The following is a 21,549-nucleotide window of genomic DNA, read 5'->3' on the forward strand; positions in this document are numbered from 1 at the left end:
TATAGCAGTTGTTTTACAAGGTAGAGTTCAGCAACTACCCAGCAAACGAGGCGGACTCTGAAAAGCCATACGAGTAAGAAACTAACCAAAACTATCTTATGGAAAATTTAGTAGAAGAAAAACGAACCTTAGGGAATGAAATTCTGGAGCAATTAGCTACAGAAGCCCTGTCAAGTGCCAGAACATTGAAAAGCGTAAAACTCAAAGTTACCTTGGATGGTAAGGATAGAGGCTACCTCGGATTTGATAAAAAAAGAAGCGGCGACAAACTGATTTGTGATGTTTCTAAGTCCGATGCCACTGTTTTTAATGTCAAGCTAACGAAGTACACCAAAAAAGATCATTTCACCTATGAAATAGCTAATGGTCCTTATAAAGGGCGTTGGTTAGACTATCATACCGGATCGGGAGAGCTCTATGCAGAGTCTCATAAATTTTTTGAGGTCGACATTGCTATTTGGCAGTATAAAGACCACAAATTGCAAGCCCTAATTGGAAAAAAGACAGGAGAATTACCTGTTTGCGGCGAAAGCGACTCCGTATTTACCTATGCCAGCATGCGCATGGAAGCTTTTAAGGTCTTTGAAGAATAAGCACTACAACAACGAGACAGCCGGCTAAAGGCTGTCTTGTTCACTCATAACCTCAACTTAGCTACTCCTACCCCATTTCAAAGTACTCATACCCTCCATTCACAAGTCTTACTCCTTTTTTAATAGTTTGTTGGTAAAGGGACTCCCTTTTTATTAACCTTCCTAATGAAACGACCACTATGAAACTAACAGCAACGAAAACTACTCGTGAACAATTGCGAATTCACGTACAACATTTTTTAAAAGAACTGCAAGCCTGTTTGCCTACAACCGTAGAGATTTCAAAAAACTGGGGCAATCTCGACGAGGTCTTTGTACACAACGAAAACAGTCAGATTTTTAACAGACGTCTACAGTTCAACCCCTTTGTCATCGTGTATTGCGAAAAGACCTCCGATGTCCAGGCAACCTACCTAGCTGCCAAAAACAACAACCTTCCTATCAAGGTACGAGCAGGTGGGCACGATCATGAAGGTGAGTGTATAGGAACCAATGTCGTTTTGATTGACCTCTCTAAAATGAGTAAAAAAGAACAAGTCATCGTAAATCCAATTACTAAGGTGGCGCACATTCCTCCCGGTATACGCTTTGAAACTTTGACCACTGCTCTAGCCGATAAAGATGTCATGATTCCACACGGAACCTGTGCTACTGTTGGAATTTCTGGATTCACCATGGGGGGCGGTTGGGGCCCTTGGACACGACGCCATGGAATGTGCTGTGAACACCTTGTGGGCGCAACGGTTGTACTCGGTGATGGTACCGTTCAGGATTTCGATGTCAGTGAAGGAAAAGTACCAGATATCCTGTGGGCACTGCGAGGTGGTGGCGCTATGAGCTACGGCATTGTCACTGAGTTTAGAATTCAAACGTTTCCACTTCCTCCCATACTACATCGCTTTGAAGTAGTCTGGAACCCCTACGAAGATTTCAACCCAGACCAATTACAAGAAAATGTTCCCACGTTAAAAGTACTGAAAAAGTGGGAAGCGATTATTCAATCGACTCAAACAGCACAACTCACAGGAACCAATTTAAAAATTAATGCGCGTCCTTGGCAAAAAGACCTGCCACTTCCTCCTACCGTAGCACATAACTGCGTCTTTTACGGATACTGGCAAGGCGATGAAAAAAGCTTACGCAAGTTCCTAGATGACAATTTCTTTGGCGAACTCCGTCCGAGTGAGATCACAATTGCTCCACCTACTGGAGCCAACTATGGTACACGTGCCTACGGTTTGTATTTAATGAGCTCGTGGGATCGTGAATCCTTTACTAAGATTCGTTTGAAAATGACAACCACTGTGCAAGGCACTCCCTTACAACCCGATGAAGACCAGCCTGCACCGCATAAAATCACCTCTCGATTGGTGTCTAAAAACGGACTCGACGCCAACCGTGCCAACGGATATCAAAAGCTTTTAGAGAGCTTGAGCTCTGACCTTCTCGAAACGGGCAATAGGCGCTTGGGATTATTTAACTACGTTACCCTGGGAGCGATCGTTGGTGACTATTACCTGCAACACAAAAACACGCATGATGCTAGTGCCTTTCCGTATCCCGACAAGCTTTACACCATTCAATACCAATGCTGGTGGAACGAGGAAACTTATCAAAAAAATGAATTTCAAAATAATGAGGTTTACAACCGTACCAATAAAGCAATGGATTGGATAGAACGTTGTAGGGCGGCTGATATCCCCAACACTTCAGGTGCCTTTATCAGTTTTAAAGACAGCTCCATACCCACGGAAACCTACTTTGCTCAAAACTATCACAAGCTCATTGCCATTAAAGAACAGTATGCTCGTGATCCGTACAATCACTTTAGATCCCGCAAAACAATCTTATAACCCCAACTATATCCCCTTTTTAGGGGATTTTTTTGGCCTTCCCAAAAAAACCATGCCTTTTTTTACGGAATTCACTACATCTTTTTCTCTGTTCACTACACCGGACAATTGCTGCCTGCTTTTCTATGCTACTTTCACTAACGTTAACGAAACTCATAGCGTTTCCCAAACAAAAAGGCCCTAGAGGTCAATATACCACTAACTAAAAACTACCATCATGTCAAAAACAGACAATACATTCAAACTGAATTTCAAAGCAGATATTGAACTGACGAAACTCGATTTTAAACTCGCCGACTACGATATTGAAAACCCTAAAGATAACTGGAAGGGATTTCAGGTGGAACGAAAAGGAAAAACGCTGATCATCACCGTAAAAGCCTATCGCCATAAACATACGGGTCCGGCTACATTTTATAAAAAATCTGTAGACTACGACACTAACTGTATGATTCATACTGCCGGTGGTAGTAACAGTCCTGACGAACTAAACTTTGCAATAAAAGGCACTTTGTATATTAATGACGAGCGTTTCGACGTTTGTATTGGACAAGGAAATCACGTTGCCACCAACAATTGGCACTTTTGCTCGCCGGCCATACAAGCAAAAGACAATAACAAAGGAGGCGTTTTGTACTCTCCAAAGCAGAGCGCAACCACACAACTTTACCTAGACCCTTCAGGAAACTACAGTTTCAACATCTTATGTGTGCGCCAATTATCAGGGCTACACAACAACGAATTCTTACTATCGTTTGGCAATGAAAAGCTAGATAACTTTAGTTTTAACGTGACCGATAGCAAGGTAACTATTGGCCAACCCTATGACGGAGTGACCACGAGTATTCAAAACGGAAAAGGGCAGCTTATCATTAAGGCCGGAAGAAGTAAAAGTAAGGTTCCTGCCAAGTGGTTTGCACATGAAATAAACAAAGGAAGTGCGATTGCCTCATTTACTGGAAAACAACTCCCTGATGAATTAAACTTTGCCATCAAGGGAACCTTACAATTTAGCTTAGCAGGCAAGCAGTATACGATTAAAAACGTTCTCATCGGTCAAGGTTCAAACCAACACATTATGAACAACTGGTGGTTTGGCGGAGCGTTGATGAAAGGCGTTAATTTACCAGTACTAGGCGGTGGCTTGATTACCCTTGCCATAAGCATTCCACCACAAGCTTTCCTTGTAAAATCAATACTGAACACCAACGAAATGTCTATGCAAGCCATCGCTATCAATGACCACTCTAAAGAACTGGAACACTTGAACCTAGCGATTGCTAAAAATCAATAATTTTTTAAACTACTAAACTTTTAAATTATGTGTACTAGAATCTACAACAACTTTAATCCGGAAAACAAATTTTTAACCACTGCTCGAAACATGGATTGGGCCGAGCAAATGCCCACCACTATTTTCGTGTTTAAAACCAACCTCGACAAGCCAACCGAAAAAATAGGACTGTCAGAAAAAGATACCGATGCCCTGCATGACAACCCTTTAACTTGGATTGCCCGTTATGACAGCGTCGTCAATATGGTCGGTGTCAATGCTCCTTATGGTGCTTCTGACGGTATTAATAGCGCAGGGTTGGTTGCTAATTTACTATACGACAGCGACGCGAGTTATCACCGTAATGACAGTGCGAAATGCAAACAACTCGATGTACTTCGTTGGGTACAATTCGTATTGGATACCTGTGCATCGGTCAAAGAGGTAGTTAATCAGTTCAATGAAAATGCTACTGTGCAAATTGAAATCATCGGGGCTAAAGTTCCAGGCAGTACCAAAGAAGCCTCTTTGCATTTAGCTGTATCGGACAAATTCGGAGACTCTGCGATCATCGAAGTACACAAAGGTACTTTCGTTATTTACCACAATATGGACTTCCGTATCATGACAAATGAGCCTTCGTATGCCAAACAAATCGAACTCAACCAATACTGGCGTTGGCAGTGGAGTAGCCAAAACCACTTTCCGAGTAGGACCTTACCAGGAGGACCTTTTCCGTCTGATCGATTTGCCAGAGCTTCGTACTACTTAAACCACCTGCACCCAACGCATTCCAGTGCCGATTCATTAGCGCAGTCAAAATCTATCGTAATGAACGCCTCAGTACCGGTAAACTTCAATTCTGAGGATGATAATTTTCCAAATATTGCACAAACCTTATGGACGAGTGTAAGTGACCACAACAACCTCTTGTACTTCTTTTGCAATGCACGCACTATGGGAGATCTTTATATTGACCTCAACGAACTGGATCGACTTACCCACCCTGTATCGCAACTGGTAGTCGTCGATTTAAAAGAAGGTAAATTTATCAACAAGGAATTTTACGGAGCCTGCTACGATAAGTTTGAGAAGGCCGATGATCCTTTTGCTGTCCAAGCAATGACCTTGGCCTAGTTTAGTAGTAACCTGTTCTCGAACTTCGAGAACGGGTCACTTACTCCGACGTTTCAACACCACATACTTCAAAACAACCATTTAATAATAATAACCAAAACTCTACTAATTATGGAAACTACTTTAGTACATCAAAACGAAGCACTTCAACTTTCACAAGGTACCGCCGTGCTATTTAACGTAACTGACAATTATTACGCACAAGTAATAAGAGCTGCAGTCAACCCAAATTCTCCAAAAGAATTGAACGTATTTTACAGTACGGTAGATTCGAATCCGATTGGTTCGACTACAAAATACAAGTACACTATTGCTGTATACGAAGGTTTAGACAATCCTGTGGGCAGAACACCTGTAGAAACCTTCACAGTGCAACCATCGGATAACGGACAAGTCACCATCAACTCAAAATTCAATTTTAAGTCTGGTCAATTCATTATCGGTTTATCGGTAAGCATCAATCACGTACCCCAAACCTTATGCAGTTATTTAAAGCTCATCAACGGAAAAGACGGGGCCAATTTCCACGAATCAATTGAAGTGCTCGCCATTTCTGCAAACAACATGGGCTTTGAGCTAGAAATTCAGTCGAGTGCATTGTCTGGAATAAATCCAAAACAAAACGGAGATAGTATTTTCCTATTCCAAACAACTCCTGAGTACAAACAAATTAAAGGCGTTCGAGTTCAGAGTACAACCAACAATGCCATTACCTTGCTCACTACAGATGAATTAAACGAAGGTGGCCAATACATGGTAGGATATTACTGTGGTAATTGGCAGGGAGCCTGTTCCAGCAAACAAAAGTTTATTATCAACAATATCGGATAGTGCTATAGCGAGGGTAATACCTCGCTTTTTTTTTAGGGCAATTACTACCTGGTATCAGGGCTAACACTGAAGATAAACTAAGGTGTTTTTCCCCGTTGGACTGCGTTGCGTTAGGTTGTATCTTTAGTATGCATTACGTACATGCCCACAGCGAAATAATCACTCAGCGCTACCGATTATTTTGCACAATCTAACAAAAAAGTAGAGTCCAGAAACTACTCAAAAAACGGGGCGTTACCTGAAAAGCCAATGAGTAAGGAACTAACTTTAAAACATTTTCAAAATGGAAAACAAGCAAGACAATGAAATCCACTACCTGTATCAAAACAACTACAGAATTAGTAATAACTTGATGGGAGGTGTTTCTTTCAACTTGTCATTAATCATCAACAGAAAGACGAATAGAGTTGTTGGTACTGGAAATATCTTCCAAGCAACAAATCCAAGATTAAACATCGAAACCAATCTCGTAGGTGATTACTCGTATATGGCAACGATGAAATCTTGTAATATACTCGTTGTTGCGGACGGATACGCTCCTTTCGCTCCATTAGTAATGGGTGCTCCACAACCGATCAAAAACGTGACTTTACGCATGTCATTAGAAGAAGATTGGAAGTCTGGAATCGCCTTTTATTCGTATTTAATTAACGGGCAATGGGTAAACGTTGGACCTCAAAAAGTTGAATTTATTGAGACTCCAGTAGAGCAAACCGTTGAAAATTTAGCTGCCGCTGTAAAAGAAGAGCACGCTGAGTTGCCAGCACACGCTTAATTGCTCATTTCGTATTTATATTTATTTCTATTTGTGGCTGTACCGCTTTGGCGGTACAGTTTTTTTACGCCCCTTCCTCAAACAACCTCATTAAAACCTCAAAACCAACCATTTAAGACCTACACCACTACAATTTCAAGTATCACAACTACCTTTAAACTCATGGTATTCAAAGAAATACAACCACCGTAGAGTTCAGCACTACGAAAAAAACGAGGCGTATCCGAAAAGCCATACGAGTAGGAAACTAACCAAATTATTATGAGTGCAGCAGTAGCAGCTCCACAGACGGCCATGAGTGCCGAACAAGCAAAAAAATTAGGACAAAATATCGGAGGAGTTAAACACTTCGGTCCTTTAACCATCGAGTATTCAATAGACCTAGCCATCCCGCAAATCACAGGAAAAGCTTCCTTGTACGGTGCACCCATTGGTTCGATACTCCTCAATCCAGAGCACCCAGATGTGACCCTCGGAGGTAGTGTAGGTATCGGAGAGGCCAAAGTTGAATTATCGGCTGATTTCGATAAAAAAGAAATAGACTACGACGTCGAGGTCTCTGTATTTGGACACAATGTATACAAAGGTAGCGGCCGACTTTTTAGCTGGTAGTTCCTATTTTAAAAATTACATACCCTAGTTTACTTTACAACTAGGGTTTTGTTGTTCAAAGGCTTAGTTTGCTTTTTGAATCTCTTTGAACTTTCTTTTCTTTCTAGTTCAGAATACCGTATTTTTATCGCTTAGTTTTTTTGAGCATATGAATATAGATATTACGAACGTAGATCCTAAAGAAAACATCATCATTAAAGGTGCAAAACTGCACAATTTAAAAGATATTGACGTAGTGATTCCCAGAAATAAACTGGTAGTAATTACGGGTTTATCTGGTTCTGGAAAGTCCTCTCTGGCTTTTGATACCCTCTACGCCGAAGGACAGCGTAGGTATGTGGAAAGTTTATCGTCATATGCCCGACAGTTTTTAGGAAAACTCCACAAACCGAAAGTAGACTATATCAAAGGTATTGCTCCGGCAATCGCCATTGAACAAAAAGTTAATTCTACCAATCCTAGATCGACAGTAGGAACTTCTACCGAGATTTATGATTATATCAAATTACTCTTCGCTCGTATCGGCCGTACCTACTCACCTATTTCTGGCAATGAGGTAAAAAAACACAGTGTTAGTGATGTACTCGATTTTGTAAAAACTTTTGATGAGCGCAGCAAGCTATTACTCCTCGCTCCTATACAAATCAATGCTGAACGCAAATTAGCGACCAGCTTACAAGTACTAATGCAGCAAGGATACGCCCGTATACAACACCGAGGTACTGTATACCGCATTGAAGAATTTCCGCAAGAGAACTATGACGGTGAACCGCTGTTACTCGTTGTTGACAGGGTCGTTGTAAAACACGAAGAAGACTTTTACAATCGACTAGGTGATGCTGTGCAAACTGCTTTTTTTGAAGGAAAAGGCCTTTGTTTTATTCATGACTTACAAACCGAACAACAACACGAATTTAGCAATAAGTTTGAGCTAGATGGTATGAGCTTTTTGGAGCCTAATACACACTTGTTTAGTTTTAACAATCCCTATGGTGCCTGCCCTACCTGTGAAGGTTATGGTAATGTTGTCGGAATCGATGAAGAACTCGTTATTCCGAATACCGGCCTCTCTATTTACGAAGATGCTATTTTTCCTTATAAAACGGACAGCTATAGAAAGTATAAAAACAACCTCATTTTACACGCCGAAGAGTTTGGAATTCCCATTCACAAACCCTGGTTTGAACTCACCGATGAACAGCGTGCCCTCGTGTGGAAGGGAACGAAAAAGTTTAAGGGTATTCAGCACCTCTTCGATACACTTGAAGCCAAAAATTACAAAATTCAAAACCGCGTGATGCTCTCGAGATATCGCGGAAAAACAACCTGTACCACCTGTCATGGCGATCGCTTGCGAAAAGAAGCCAACTACATTCAGGTATACGGGAAAACCATATCAGAATTGGTCAACTTACCCCTCGATGAGCTGGCGGCCTTCTTTAAAACCATCCAGCTGGATGAATACGAAGAAAAAATAGCCCAGCGCTTACTCACCGAAATTAATAATCGCCTGCAGTTTTTAGGTGATGTTGGCCTCAATTACCTCACTTTGAACAGAACGTCAAACACACTTTCAGGAGGAGAAAGTCAACGTATCAACTTGGCCACCTCTCTCGGTAGTAGTTTGGTGGGATCGATGTATATTTTGGACGAGCCCAGTATCGGCTTGCATCCAAAAGATACACAACGCCTTATCAAGGTACTGAAAAATCTACGCAACCTCGGAAATACTGTCATTGTCGTTGAACACGATGAAGATATTATGAAAGAAGCGGACTATATTATTGATATCGGTCCTGAAGCAGGTAGTTATGGTGGTGAAGTGGTTGCTCAGGGAAGTTTTGAACACATGCTGCAATCCAATTCACTAACCTCGCAATACCTATCGCTAAAGCAACAAATTGAGCTTCCTGCGATGCGTAGAGTATCTAAAGATTTTATCTCTATAATTGGAGCAAGAGAAAACAACCTCAAAAACATAGACGTCCATATACCGCTACACAACTTAACAGTGATTACAGGAGTTTCGGGGAGTGGTAAAAGTACATTGGTCAAAAAAATCCTCTACCCTGCCATGCAAAAAAAGCTCAATGGATACGGTGACAAACTCGGACAACACACCGAAGTTACCGGCAGCCTGGACCTATTGCAACAGGTTGAATTTATTGATCAAAACCCTATCGGGAGATCCTCGCGTTCCAACCCAGTAACCTATATCAAAGCCTATGACGATATTCGAAAGCTGTTGAGCTCGCAAAAGCTATCAAAGATCAGAAACTATCAGCCCAAGCACTTCTCGTTTAATGTTGAAGGCGGACGTTGTGAAGTGTGTAAAGGAGAAGGAGAAGTAACCATTGAAATGCAATTTATGGCAGACGTGCATTTGCAATGCGAAACCTGTCACGGAAAACGCTTTAAAAAAGAAGTACTCGAAGTAAAATTCGAAGACAAAAATATCGACGATATCTTAAATATGACCATCGACGATGCCATTGACTTCTTTACCCGTCATAACGAACTTAAAATATCGAGAAAACTCAAACCATTACAAGACGTTGGTTTGGGCTATGTACAGCTAGGGCAATCGTCTTCTACCCTATCAGGAGGGGAAGCACAGCGCATTAAACTCGCCTCTTTTTTAGTCAAAGGAACGAGCAGAGAAAAAGCCTTGTTTATCTTTGATGAACCCACCACTGGCTTGCATTTTCACGATATTAAAAAATTGATAACCTCTTTTAACGCCTTGATAGAACGAGGACATTCTATAGTCGTTATTGAACACAATATCGATCTCATCAAATGTGCAGATCACATTATTGACTTGGGAATAGAAGGTGGTAAAAAGGGAGGAAGTTTACTTTTTGCCGGTACTCCGGAAGACTTAGCAACACATCCGAATTCAGTAACCGCACCCTTTATCAAAGAAAAATTAGCAGAACACGCTTAAAACTACAAACAGTATAAAATATAAAACAAGCCTAGTACTACTACTAGGCTTGTCTTTTACACAACACAATTAAAAGAACTAAACGTCCGAGACCCTTAGTATTTTACAATCTTTTTGGTAACTACAGCATTTGCTGTCGTAATCTTTAATACGTACGTTCCCGAAGTTAAGGCTGCCATGTTTACAACTCCATTGCTGGTCATTTTTTTAGCTGCCAATACGCGACGTCCGTTGATATCGTACACACTCCAACGTGCATTGGTTAGGTGCTTAGGTAAGGTTACCGTTGCCTCTTCTTGAATTGGGTTTGGATAAACCAACACATTCGCTGCCTCTTTTTCCACCTTGTCTGTTCCTAAAGTTACACTAGTTCCTTCTGCTACTGACGATTGTACATAAGCGGCATCAACAGTAGTAAGACTCCAATAAAAGGGTCCACTACCAATTCCTTTTAAGGTCCAAGTGGTTCCGTATACTGGGTAATACGCCACGTCGTGAGCTCCTTTAGTAGTTCCTACCTGCAACATATAAAACAAACCATTACTGTTCGTAGTATCATCAGTAGCGACATCCCACGCAAAAGTAACCGCATTTCCCGTTGTCGTTGTAGTGAGGTTGGTTGGAGCGGAAGGAGCAAGATTTGCCTTTACCGTTGTATTTTTATGCAATAAAGTTCCAGAGGTATAATTCCCTTTTTTATCTGTATACCATCCAGACACCAATGCATCTACATCGTTATCATTATCGATATCGGCCCATCCTAAACTCACATTCCCTCCAAGTCCTTGAATTCCTTCGTTTGTCAAATGGAATTTTCCGTTGTTATTTTTATAGGTTAAACTAACGTCGTTATAATCTTCATCGGTTCCTGCCAACAGCAAGTCTAAGTCTCCGTCGTTATCGTAATCTGCCCAAGCAACAGGCGTAGTACCACTACTGCTATCTACTCCTTTTAACTTCTTGTATTCTGCAAAGGTTCCTTTGGTATTTTTGTAAATCAAGGCGGCGTAATCATCGTTAGTATCATCCCCCATTACAGCGAAATCAGGATAGCCATCTGCATTAAAATCACCAAATGCCAATCCTCCTAAATACATCCCTGGTAAGCTTTGCTTTTCAGTAAAGGTAGCAGCCTCATTGCTAAAGGTTTTTAAAATATACTTGTCATCTTTATCGGTACCCATAATCAAGATATCCATATCTCCATCAGCGTCGATATCAGCAAATTCTGCCTGTCCATTTTGAACTCCTGGTAAAGCGATACTCGACTTCTTAAACATTCCTTTTTCATTGGTATAAACGAAGGCTTTTTGCGCCGCACCACCATGTGCTTGTGATGCTCCGGTAACCAGCATGTCCAAGGTTCCATTATTATCAATATCAGCAAAACTCAACGAAGCGTAAATTAACCCATCTAAATCTTGTTTTTTCTTAAACTTAGCACCGTCGTTTTCGTACACAGTTAAATAATACTTGGTGATATCCGCGTAATTTTGACCACAAATTACCACATCCAAATCTGCATCATTATCCACATCGACAAACTTTACAGCCCCTAAATGCAATCCGTACATTGGTGTCACCACCTCTTCAAAAGTTCCGTCCTGTTTATTTCTAAATAATTTTACTGCACTCTGATCCGCACTGTGATCACCGGTAGTATCAATACCTCCAGAAACAATTACATCTTTATAACCATCGTTATCAAAGTCTCCCCAATCTAACGAAGCATAAAAGAAATTACTGATTCCGGCAGTTACTTCCTCAAAACGCAGGTATTCTTCATAAGCGTATACAGCTCCTACTCTGTCCGTACCTTCGTCACTACCAATCAAGGTTCGTTCACCTCTCAAAGCAACACTAACTCCGTAATTATCTTCAGCAACCGGTATTTTTTTTGTCAGTTCTTTCGCAATTCCCCATTCCTTATTTGCCAAGGTGAATACAAAAACGCGCCCTTTTCTATTTTGATTTCCTTTTGAACTGATGATCAAACGCTTTCCTTCTATGGCAACTTTGTGTCCAAAGGTTTCATTCACTGTCGGATTCGGTGCTGTTAAACTGGTATTCAATTCCCAGGTATCTGATGCATTTTTCTTGTATACGTATACTTTTCCCGCACGAGACACTCCGTCAACAACGGCATTTGGAGCTGAAATTACAGCGTAATCTCCCGCAATGGCTACGTCATAACCAACAAGATCATCCGATTGGGTATTGGTCGGTACTAATTTTACCTGCTCTTCCCAATTGGTTCCATTTCTTTTAAAAATATAGGCAGCTCCGGCATCGGTAACTCCTGGTGCATCAAACTTATAAGCTCCGACTATTGCATAATCACCCGACAAGTCACCCGACCAACCGAAATAAGCATTCTTTTGAATGTCCTTGGCCTTCAATTTTGCTTGCTGTCCCCAAGAGTCTGCTCCTCCTTGATCTTTAAAAAAGATATAGGCAGCACCTGAACTGCGTTCTCCTTCGTCTTCACCATTTGCGGTAGCTAATATATAATCACCGCTGATGGCTACATCACGACCAAACAAATCGTAGGAATTTCCATTTTCTTGTTTCAGAATTTTAGTCTCCTTCCATTTGTTACTGGCATCCTTAGCAAACAGGTATACCAGTCCTTCTTTTTTAGTCGTAGCAACGTCGTGTTTACCGTAGTAAGCTCCAATCACCAAATGCTTGTCATTCGCGGTCATACTGTTCCCGAAGTAGGCCGATTTCATGGGGGTTGAAGGGAAAAGTTTTTCAGTAAACTTTAAGTTGCCGTCATAAACATAGACAGCTCCCCCATTTGAAATCGCTTCATCATCCAAAGAAGCTCCCACAAAACTGTTCGTTGCGTTGATCGCTAGGGAGGTTCCAAATTTATCGTTGGCCTTGGTGACCTTGGCCTCCAAGCGCGTAGTATTTTTCCATTGTTGGGCAATGGCTAACTGCCCAGACAAGATTAATAAACATGTAGTAAGTGTAATTTTGTTCATGTCATATACATTTATTCAAGATGCAAAAATACCTTATTCTTATTTAGAATAAATAAGAATAAGGTATTTTAACAGTGTTAAATTATGTTAATTAAATGTTAACACAGACATTAAAAAACAGCCTAATCAATGCTGATTAGGCTGTTTAACGTAACAAAAACTAACAAAATTCAATAAATATACTTACTGAAAACTTTTCTGTCCTGCAGTTGGGTTGTATACATAACTAAATGTAAAATAGCGTCCATTAGCAGGGTTTGATGCATTTTTATCTTTATAATAACTTTCAATTTCTACTTTAGCAAAACGACCATCGTGCGTTTTAACAACCAAAATTTTTCCGGCAGCTGGTTTGATGGTATGATTACTAGGGTCGTACAAGTACCATCCTTTTCCACTTCCGGTAGTTAAACCAAAAGCACCTTTAGCATCTTGTTTAAATTCACTATCTGCTGGAGCATCTTTTAAATCTTTTAAGGTATTTGAAACGATGGCTATTGCCGCATTTCCTGTACGGTTTGGTTCCTCGTTGATACTTTCAATTTTAGCACCTCCATTTACGATAATCTGAGTTGCACGAAATGCGATATCCCAGTCATCACCCGTTGTTTTAGCTCCTGTTTTAAAACTGAACTTCGCAAAATCTCCAGTGTAGTTTCCACCACCACCTCCTGCAGGGGCTGCAAAGTTTTTCACGGTTTTCGTAGCTAAGGGTTGCGGTTGTTGCTCCGGTGTTTTCTCATCACTACATGACACCATTAAAAAGGCCACTACTACTGCTCCTAAAATTGTTTTAAAATTTCTCATTATATAATCCTATTTTCTCGTTTGTAATATTCATTAAAAATTAAATCGCACTCTTCCGTAATAATTTCTACCTAGTAACAAGTAGTTCTCATTTGGGATTACCGTTCCATCCGTCCTGCGGTAATTAAAGAGTTTTCCATTCTCTGCTCCTGTATTATTGAGCACATTGTCAACTCCTATTTGAAAATCTATCCAGTTATACAGGGTTTTGTTTACCGCTATGTTCAACTGGAAATTCGGTTTTACGAAATTGTCAAATTCATCGATTACGGCATTGTCATTACTGTCAAACGGCGCAAACTTACTTCGGTAAATTCCACGGGCATTCACCGAAAAATCATGGGCGAAATTCTCGTAAAACAGCTTGGCATTCCACATGTGCTTCGAACGGTTTACCAATCCGAAATACGATGACTTTTGTAAACGCTGCGACACTCCGTTAGCATCTCTGTAAAATAAGCCTTGCTCAATGCGTGCGATATCGTCTTTATTTCCTGTATCCAAATACTGATACCCTCCAAACAATTGAATGTTTTTGTTAATTTTGACATTCATGTCCACTTCAATTCCCTGCGTAAATACCCTATTGATATTGCGATAGGAAAACGTTCGAGTTCCCGTCGGTAAACCAATGGCTGTTGGGTCAATTCGCGTATCAAACGTGTCAATCAGGTCTTGGATATCATTCCTAAATGCGTTTACATTCACAGTTACCGCCTGAATGGGCTTCCATCGGAATCCAACATTGTATCCTTTTGAACTCTCAGGCTTTAATTGCTTCTCCACCCTATTCAAGTCCACTTGATTTCCGTATAAATTGTGTAAGGTGTGTGTACCTAACACGATATATCCGTGTGTTATATTTCTGAAATCGAAGAACAACTGTCTAAAATCAGGAATCTTAAATCCGTATCCCGCAGAGGCTTTTACGATAAAATCGTCAAACACCTCGTAGCTCGCAGAAACTTTTGGACTAAAAGCCGATTGATAACTCGAACTCCCTTCGTAACGCGCACCGAGCACTACATTGAGCTTTTCAGTGGCAAAAAAGTCGTACTGTCCGTAGGCATACCAAGCTCTAAACTCTTTCGCTCCGTTAATAGAGGTCCTGTCCAACCCGTCGATATTTCCACCGAGCCCAACAACAATACTTTCTCTATTGCTGAGGTTTACTGTCGAACGCACTTCAGGACGAAATAAACTTCTATTAAATAAAGAGGTCTCCCCATTTAGCGTACTTTCCGTATTAAAACGCGTACCATAAAACGTATACAACACGTTCCAGTTGTTATGGATTGCCTGAGTTACTTTAGCATTTACATTCCAATCCTTCTGTTTGTTAATCACCGAATTCACATATTGTTTTTGCTCAAAAAAACGCGAGGCTACATCGATTTTCCAAGTGCTATTAAAATCGTACATCACTTGTAAGTTCCCCGTAATATTTTGATGCGGAAACACCGTTGGAGCCGTTGTTTGTGGCACCAAATCAAATCCTCCACTCGAATTCAAATTCAGTCCGGCAATAAGGCCTAAATTCTTTTTTCGAAAACTGAACTCACCGTTGGCGTCGAATTCATTTCTGGCGCCTCCTCTCGTCAATAATTGCAAAGAACCTTTTAACTGTTCCTTCGTAGGTTTTTCGGTAATAATATTAATTACACCACCCATGGCTTCTGATCCATAAAGTGACGATGTAGGTCCTTTGACCACCTCGATTTGCTTGATATTATTTACCGTTATTCTATTCAAATCTATATTTCCAGCGGTTCTACCCACTATCGGTACTCCATCGATCATGATCAAGGTGTAATCTGCTGATATCCCTTGCAATTGTACTCCTTCTGAATTTCCAACATCCTTAACCAAAGTTATTCCGGTTTGTTCTAAAAGGATATCACGTAAACGTACAGATCCCGACTTCTGGATTTGCTTTTTATTAATTAATATCACGGGCATGGGCACCGATGATAATTGTCTTTTTGTTCGTGTTGCCGTTACGATTACCTCTTCCAGCTCATTCACCTTCGTTGAATCTATTTGGCTTTCCATTGGCTCTTGAGCGTGTATAAATCCCCCAAAACTCAAAAACCATACTAACTTCCATCTATTATTTAGAAACATTCTTAATAATTTTGATGCAAATATATAGGTTATTTTTAATCAATCTAAATAAATTTCATATTTTTGCAGAAGAATATCATATTTTAAATACCGACAGAATGAAAAATGTACTCGTAGTTACCGCTTTAGCACTGTTTTTAAGCCATACTGGGAACGCTCAAAGCAAAAAGAAAAAAGATCGAGAAGCCATCAAAAAAATGTGTGGTTGCTTTGAAGTGACCTTCAATTTTGCTGAAACATTCAACTATAGTAAAGATTCTCTTTACAAACCTTCAAAAATGAAATCAGACAAGGCCTTAGAATGGGCACAGCTGGTGAAAGACGATAAAAATGAGATTGTAATTCAACATTTACTGCAAGTAGGAAATCCTGAAAAGCCTTATATCGTAAAACACTGGCGTCAGGATTGGTTGTACCAAAACCAAGATTTTTACCGTTATGACGGAGACAACAAATGGGTCTATGAATTCAAACCAAAGAAAGAGGTTCGCAAGCAGTGGACACAAAAAGTATATCAAGTAGACGACAGTCCTCGCTATGAAGGTTCGGGTACTTGGGTACATGTAGACGGGAAAAGCTATTGGGAAAACACAACAGATGCTCCGTTACCAAGACGTGAGTATACGAAACGAAGCGATTACAACGTAACTTTACGTGGAAATCGTCATGAAATTACAGATTACGGTTGGTTACACGATCAGGACAACCTTAAAATCATCAGAGAGTCAGGTAAGGACGACGTAAAACTAGCCGCTGAAAAAGGGTACAATACCTATGTACGAGTTCCGGATAGTCGTTGTCAAGGTGCCCAAGACTGGTGGAAAAAGAACGAAGCAAAGTGGCAGTTAGTAAGAAATACCTGGGATAATGTATATAACAGAAACGCTAACCTCAGCTTAGAGAAAAAAGTGGATAATAAACCATTGTACAAACACCTGTTTAAAAAAGATGTGAAGGAAGCAGCAAAAATTGATGCTATCATCGAATCTTTTATTAAAAAATAACAATTCCTAACAATGCTCTTCGGAGCATTGTTTTCATTTTTAAGAAAACTCATGAAACGATTTACACTACTATTACTGTTGCTGGTTACTACAGGAATTTACGCACAAGGAGAAAACGTGTTTTTATCGCGTTCTTTTTGGAAAAGCAATCCTTCTGTTGCCTTAATTAAAGATAAAATTAACGAAGGACACGATGCAACTGCCTTAAATCGCTATGCTTTTGACGGAGTGGTTTACGCCATTTTAGAAAAGGCCGACCTGGAGAGCATTCAGTATTTACTCAGTTTGGAAGGAAATGGCGTTAACAAAATTACCCATGATAAGAGGACTTATGTTTTTTGGGCTGCCTATGCTAACAACGTACCTTTAATGAACTATTTAATTGCTAACGGAGCTCGTATGGATTTAAAAGATTCTCATCAGTATTCCGTGGCTACTTTTGCCGCCGCTACCGGAAAAACGAATACGGAAATTTACGATCTGTGTATTCAACACGGTATCGATTTAAAAAATGACCTCGATGGTCATGGTGCTCATGCTTTATTACTCCTACTACCTCATGTAAAAGACTTGAGTATACTTCCTTATTTTACAGCCAAAGGCATGCATTTGGAAGATGTGGATGCCGATGGAAATGGTGCTTTTAATTACGTGGCTAAAACAGGAAACACCACCTTATTACAAGTGTTGATTGAAAAAGGATTGCCGTATAAAAAGCTCAACAATAAAGGAGAAAATGCTTTTATTCTTGCCACACGGGGATCTAGAAAAGGTTATAATAGTTTGGAATTTTTCAAATACCTAACAGGTTTAGGATTAAACCCTGCTATCGTTTCTAAGGATGGGCAAACGGCTTTACACAACCTAGCATACGGAAATAAAGACTCCGAAACCCTAAGTTATTTCATCGAAAAAGGGACACCTGTAGACCAACAGAATGCGGAAGGGAACACTGCACTTAGCAATGCTGCACGTCGCAATAACCTCGCTATCGTTAACTTACTCGCCGACAAAACATCAAATATCAATACCGCTAACAAAAAAGGACAAACCGCCTTAACGAATGCCATTTATGGAAATACTCCAGAGGTCGTAGCATTTTTGTTGCAACGAGGTGCCAATGCAAAGCATCTTGATAAAAAAGGAAATAGCATCGCGTATTACTTGGTAAAAGGATATTCTGACAGGGCTGTTGACAACTTCGATAAAAAGATAGCGCTGCTCCAGAAGCAAGGCATTGCTTTAAACCAATTACAAGCTAACAACAAAACCCTTATCCATATCGCCGTTGAGAAAAACAATTTGAATTTATTAAAAAAATTAACCGGTCTCAAGCTTGATATCAATGCAAAAGACAGCGATGGAATGACTGCCTTGCACCGTGCTGTAATGCAAGCAAAAAACACTAAACTTATCAAATACCTACTACAATTAGGTGCCGATAAAAAGATTGTTACTAATTTTGGCGAGTCTGTGTATGACCTTGCCAAAGAAAACGAGGTATTGCGTGCGCAGCAAACCGATTTAAACTTTTTAAAATAATCTTATGAAGTACACGAATATCATAAAAAAACTATGCATAGTGCTTATCACTGTTGGGGGATTGTACAGTTTTACAGCAACAGAAGCCGTTAATTACAAATGCCTTATCCAAATGAAAAATTATTCGGGTGAAGGTGCTTATGTTGTTATTTCGTTACTGGATGCCAATGCTAAGTACGTTGAAACACTCTATGTTCAAGGCGACGATGACGAGTGGTATGCCGACATTACCGAATGGTGGAACTTCCAAGGTAAAAAACGCGCAGATATCGATGCCATTACCGGAGCTACCATCAGTGGTGGTAATCGCTCGGTTAGCGTGATCAAAATTCCTAAAGACAAAATTGACGCGGGCTATAAAATCCGATTTGAATCGGCTGTTGAAGATCAAGAATACTACAAAGACGATGTAGAATTTGACTTGACTAGTGAGAATTTAGCCAATAAAATTGAAGGTAAAGGATTTATTAGATATGTTCGTTTAATACCGCAAGATTAAGTTTATATATGACCATTTCTATTTGGAGATATAGCCATTTAACACTGGCTATATCTTCTTTCGTTTTTATACTACTCGCTGCTTTAACAGGCGCTATACTGGCTGTAGAACCCGTTAAAAACACCTTAGAGGTTCCGCAGTTTGATTTACACGAATACTCCTTAGCAACCACCCTAACCGCACTTAATGAGCGTCATCAAGCGGTAAGTCAGGTCAAAATAGACGATTATCATCGCGTACAAGCGCACTTAGTAACCCGCGATGGAAAGGCTATCAAAGCCTTTGTTCACCCAGGAAACGGCCACATCATTGGCCGCCCTCAAAAACGAGAAAAGCTATTTAAGTTCGCACAAACACTGCACCGCTCGCTCTTTTTAAAGTCTACAGGACGCTTGCTCATGGGAATCAGTGCCCTCCTCTTATTTTTAATAGGAATTACTGGAATTGTACTCGTAGCAAAACGTCAAGGAGGCTATGCCAAGTACTTTCAATCCATCGTAAAAGAATCGGTTAACCAGTACTACCACGTGGCCATTGGTCGTTGGGCTTTCCCGCTGCTCATACTCGTAAGTGCTTCTGGAATGTTTTTGAGTTTGGATACCCTAAAATGGCTTCCAAAAACAAAAGCGCAACGACAATCCTACACCTTACAAACTAACTTACCTACACAGCAAACAACGTCCTTCGCAATTTTTGCAACTACGAAGTTAGCTGACTTAAAACGCTTGGATTTTCCATTTTCAGAAGATCAGGAAGATACTTTTGAGCTCAACCTACGCAGCAAATCACTCAGTATTCACCAATATACTGGCCAAATTTTACAGGAAACCAACGTCACAGACCTCCAAACGTATTACGAGCTTGCCTATTGGCTACATACCGGAAAAGGCACTTTCTATTGGTCTTTTTTATTGTTTGCTGTTTGTATGGCTTTGTTATTTTTTATCTACTCCGGATTCGTGATAACCTTTTCGAAACCTGTCCGAAGTAAACTACCTAAAAACTCGCAGTTAGCAACAGCTGCCGAGTACGTTATACTCAGCGGTTCGGAGTCAGGAGCAACCACACAATTCGCTTCAGCATTACACCATGCCCTTCAAGCCGCAAACAAATCAGTATTTACTACTACGCTTAATCAATACACTCAATATCCAAAGGCGAAATACCTCCTTATCCTGAGCGCTACCTACGGAGATGGTGAAGCACCGAGTAATGCCCGTAACTTTCTAGAACGATTTCAAAACACCTCCAATCCACAACAGCTTCAATATGCTATTATTGGATTTGGTTCTAAGGCCTACCCTAAATTTTGCCAGTTCGCCGATGATATTGCTGCAACACTCGCGAACCGAGCAAATTTTAAGGAATTATTGCCGTTGCATAAAATTAATCAACAGTCCGTGGATGCCTTTAGCCATTGGGTTCGAGATTTCAACCGAGTAACAGGACTTGCTATCAAGGTGGTTCCGCCCAAACGTACCATCCCCAAACTATCGAGCTTTCGCGTAGTACACAAAACAGGATTGACCGAGGCAGGAACCTTTATGCTACATTTACAACCACTGAAAAAAACAGCATTTCAATCGGGAGATTTACTAGGAATATTCCCTGAAGCAGATGGCATTGAGCGTCTCTATTCGATTGGAAAAATCAACGATAAGCTCGTATTGAGCATTAAAAAACACGAATTGGGAGTCTGCTCTACCCTACTTTCAAGGCTCAGCCAAGGAGCATTAGTGCAGGGACGCATCAAAGCAAATCCAAATTTTCAACTTTCAAAAAAGAGCAACAACGTACTCTTTATAGCAAACGGAACAGGTATCGCTCCCTTTTTAGGAATGGTACAATCAGGAACTGCCTCAAAAAACTTTAATTTGTACTGGGGAGGAACTACCAAAGCTGCATCTCAGCTATTTGCTCCTATTTTAGAACAGGCAGAGCAACAACAAAAACTGCGAGCATGTCACCTGGTGTATTCCAGAGAAAATTCCGAAAAACAATACGTTCAGGATGCTTTGCGTCGCAATAAACACGAACTACGTACCCAACTACTCGACGGTGCAGAAATGTACATCTGTGGCTCACTGGCAATGCTACAAGCTGTTCGGGAATTACTAGACTCGGAAATATTGAAGGATACCTCACTCAATACAGCAAAACTCCTTCAACAAAAACGTCTCAAAACGGACTGCTACTAATCCTAAACAAACACCTCTTCAACAGCTCTCTTCACGGGAGCTGTTGCTATTTTCGACGAATTCTAATTTCATCGATACGAATTCTAATTACCGCCAAAAAACGCTGGGCTTCTCTCCTACCTTTGAAGTATCAAAAGCACAAAACCATGATAAACAATATTCCATATACATTCATATTAATCCCTTATTTAACCAAATACCGCGAAGTTAAAATCCATACAGATGACACTGGACAGATCATTAAAACGGAACGATTAGAAAATGGGTTTTGGTCTACCGATCGAAACTTATGCAAACTCTTAAACACCTATGCTAATCAACCGTTGCCTACAGAAAATTTAACAGTAACCTTAAAACAATAAAA

General features: G+C 40.4%; 16 protein-coding genes. 13 read left to right on the forward strand and 3 right to left on the reverse strand.

The features are described from left to right. Nucleotides 1-98: 98 nt before the first annotated feature. The 8 genes from ACXAG7_RS19125 (at nucleotide 99) to uvrA (ending at nucleotide 10,021) form a co-directional block, all read left to right on the forward strand. Nucleotides 99-593: a hypothetical protein gene (locus tag ACXAG7_RS19125; protein WP_476667819.1), complete on the forward strand. Its 495-nt coding sequence runs from the start codon at nucleotides 99-101 to the stop codon at nucleotides 591-593. A gap of 179 nt (nucleotides 594-772) precedes the next feature. Continuing rightward, entirely contained in the window at nucleotides 773-2,446 is a 1,674-nt protein-coding gene (locus ACXAG7_RS19130; protein ID WP_476667820.1) for an FAD-binding oxidoreductase, read from the forward strand. 217 nt (nucleotides 2,447-2,663) lie between these two features. Beyond that, the gene (locus ACXAG7_RS19135; RefSeq protein ID WP_476667821.1) at nucleotides 2,664-3,740 is read left to right on the forward strand and encodes a hypothetical protein; all 1,077 of its coding nucleotides are present in this window, start codon (nucleotides 2,664-2,666) and stop codon (nucleotides 3,738-3,740) included. A gap of 27 nt (nucleotides 3,741-3,767) precedes the next feature. Beyond that, entirely contained in the window at nucleotides 3,768-4,856 is a 1,089-nt protein-coding gene (locus tag ACXAG7_RS19140) for a linear amide C-N hydrolase (protein WP_476667822.1), read from the forward strand. Nucleotides 4,857-4,967: 111 nt separating this feature from the next. After that, nucleotides 4,968-5,687 carry a hypothetical protein gene (locus ACXAG7_RS19145; protein ID WP_476667823.1) on the forward strand — a complete coding sequence of 240 codons (720 nt, stop codon included), beginning with the start codon at nucleotides 4,968-4,970 and terminating at the stop codon, nucleotides 5,685-5,687. 283 nt (nucleotides 5,688-5,970) lie between these two features. Continuing rightward, the gene (locus ACXAG7_RS19150; RefSeq protein WP_408044520.1) at nucleotides 5,971-6,462 is read left to right on the forward strand and encodes a DUF1842 domain-containing protein; all 492 of its coding nucleotides are present in this window, start codon (nucleotides 5,971-5,973) and stop codon (nucleotides 6,460-6,462) included. Nucleotides 6,463-6,723: 261 nt separating this feature from the next. Then, nucleotides 6,724-7,074, forward strand: a complete 351-nt coding sequence (locus ACXAG7_RS19155; RefSeq protein ID WP_476667824.1) for a hypothetical protein — start codon at nucleotides 6,724-6,726, stop codon at nucleotides 7,072-7,074. Nucleotides 7,075-7,222: 148 nt separating this feature from the next. Then, a complete protein-coding gene (gene uvrA / locus ACXAG7_RS19160) occupies nucleotides 7,223-10,021 on the forward strand; it encodes an excinuclease ABC subunit UvrA (protein ID WP_476667825.1) in 2,799 nt (932 codons plus the stop codon). Nucleotides 10,022-10,116: 95 nt separating this feature from the next. Here the strand turns inward: uvrA and ACXAG7_RS19165 are convergent, their stop codons facing one another. The 3 genes from ACXAG7_RS19165 to ACXAG7_RS19175 all read right to left on the reverse strand — a co-directional run bounded on the left by ACXAG7_RS19165 (nucleotide 10,117) and on the right by ACXAG7_RS19175 (nucleotide 15,942). After that, nucleotides 10,117-13,011: an FG-GAP-like repeat-containing protein gene (locus ACXAG7_RS19165; RefSeq protein WP_476667826.1), complete on the reverse strand. Its 2,895-nt coding sequence runs from the start codon at nucleotides 13,009-13,011 to the stop codon at nucleotides 10,117-10,119. Nucleotides 13,012-13,194: 183 nt separating this feature from the next. Next, nucleotides 13,195-13,818: an HmuY family protein gene (locus ACXAG7_RS19170; RefSeq protein WP_476667827.1), complete on the reverse strand. Its 624-nt coding sequence runs from the start codon at nucleotides 13,816-13,818 to the stop codon at nucleotides 13,195-13,197. Between the two features lie 33 nt (nucleotides 13,819-13,851). Next, entirely contained in the window at nucleotides 13,852-15,942 is a 2,091-nt protein-coding gene (locus ACXAG7_RS19175) for a TonB-dependent receptor plug domain-containing protein (RefSeq protein WP_476667828.1), read from the reverse strand. A 98-nt stretch (nucleotides 15,943-16,040) separates the two neighbouring features. Here ACXAG7_RS19175 and ACXAG7_RS19180 point away from each other — a divergent pair, with 98 nt between their 5' ends. The 5 genes from ACXAG7_RS19180 to ACXAG7_RS19200 all read left to right on the forward strand — a co-directional run bounded on the left by ACXAG7_RS19180 (nucleotide 16,041) and on the right by ACXAG7_RS19200 (nucleotide 21,547). After that, nucleotides 16,041-16,946, forward strand: coding sequence for a DUF6607 family protein (locus ACXAG7_RS19180; protein WP_408044526.1), 906 nt, complete (start codon nucleotides 16,041-16,043; stop codon nucleotides 16,944-16,946). Nucleotides 16,947-16,997: 51 nt separating this feature from the next. Then, entirely contained in the window at nucleotides 16,998-18,488 is a 1,491-nt protein-coding gene (locus tag ACXAG7_RS19185) for an ankyrin repeat domain-containing protein (RefSeq protein WP_476667829.1), read from the forward strand. Nucleotides 18,489-18,492: 4 nt separating this feature from the next. After that, entirely contained in the window at nucleotides 18,493-18,987 is a 495-nt protein-coding gene (locus tag ACXAG7_RS19190) for a DUF2271 domain-containing protein (protein ID WP_408044528.1), read from the forward strand. 8 nt (nucleotides 18,988-18,995) lie between these two features. Beyond that, a complete protein-coding gene (locus tag ACXAG7_RS19195; protein WP_476667830.1) occupies nucleotides 18,996-21,185 on the forward strand; it encodes a PepSY domain-containing protein in 2,190 nt (729 codons plus the stop codon). Between the two features lie 146 nt (nucleotides 21,186-21,331). Then, nucleotides 21,332-21,547 carry a hypothetical protein gene (locus ACXAG7_RS19200; protein ID WP_408044530.1) on the forward strand — a complete coding sequence of 72 codons (216 nt, stop codon included), beginning with the start codon at nucleotides 21,332-21,334 and terminating at the stop codon, nucleotides 21,545-21,547. Nucleotides 21,548-21,549: the final 2 nt, after the last annotated feature.

The sequence above is a fragment of the Tenacibaculum sp. AWR4_210 genome (genome assembly GCF_056160945.1).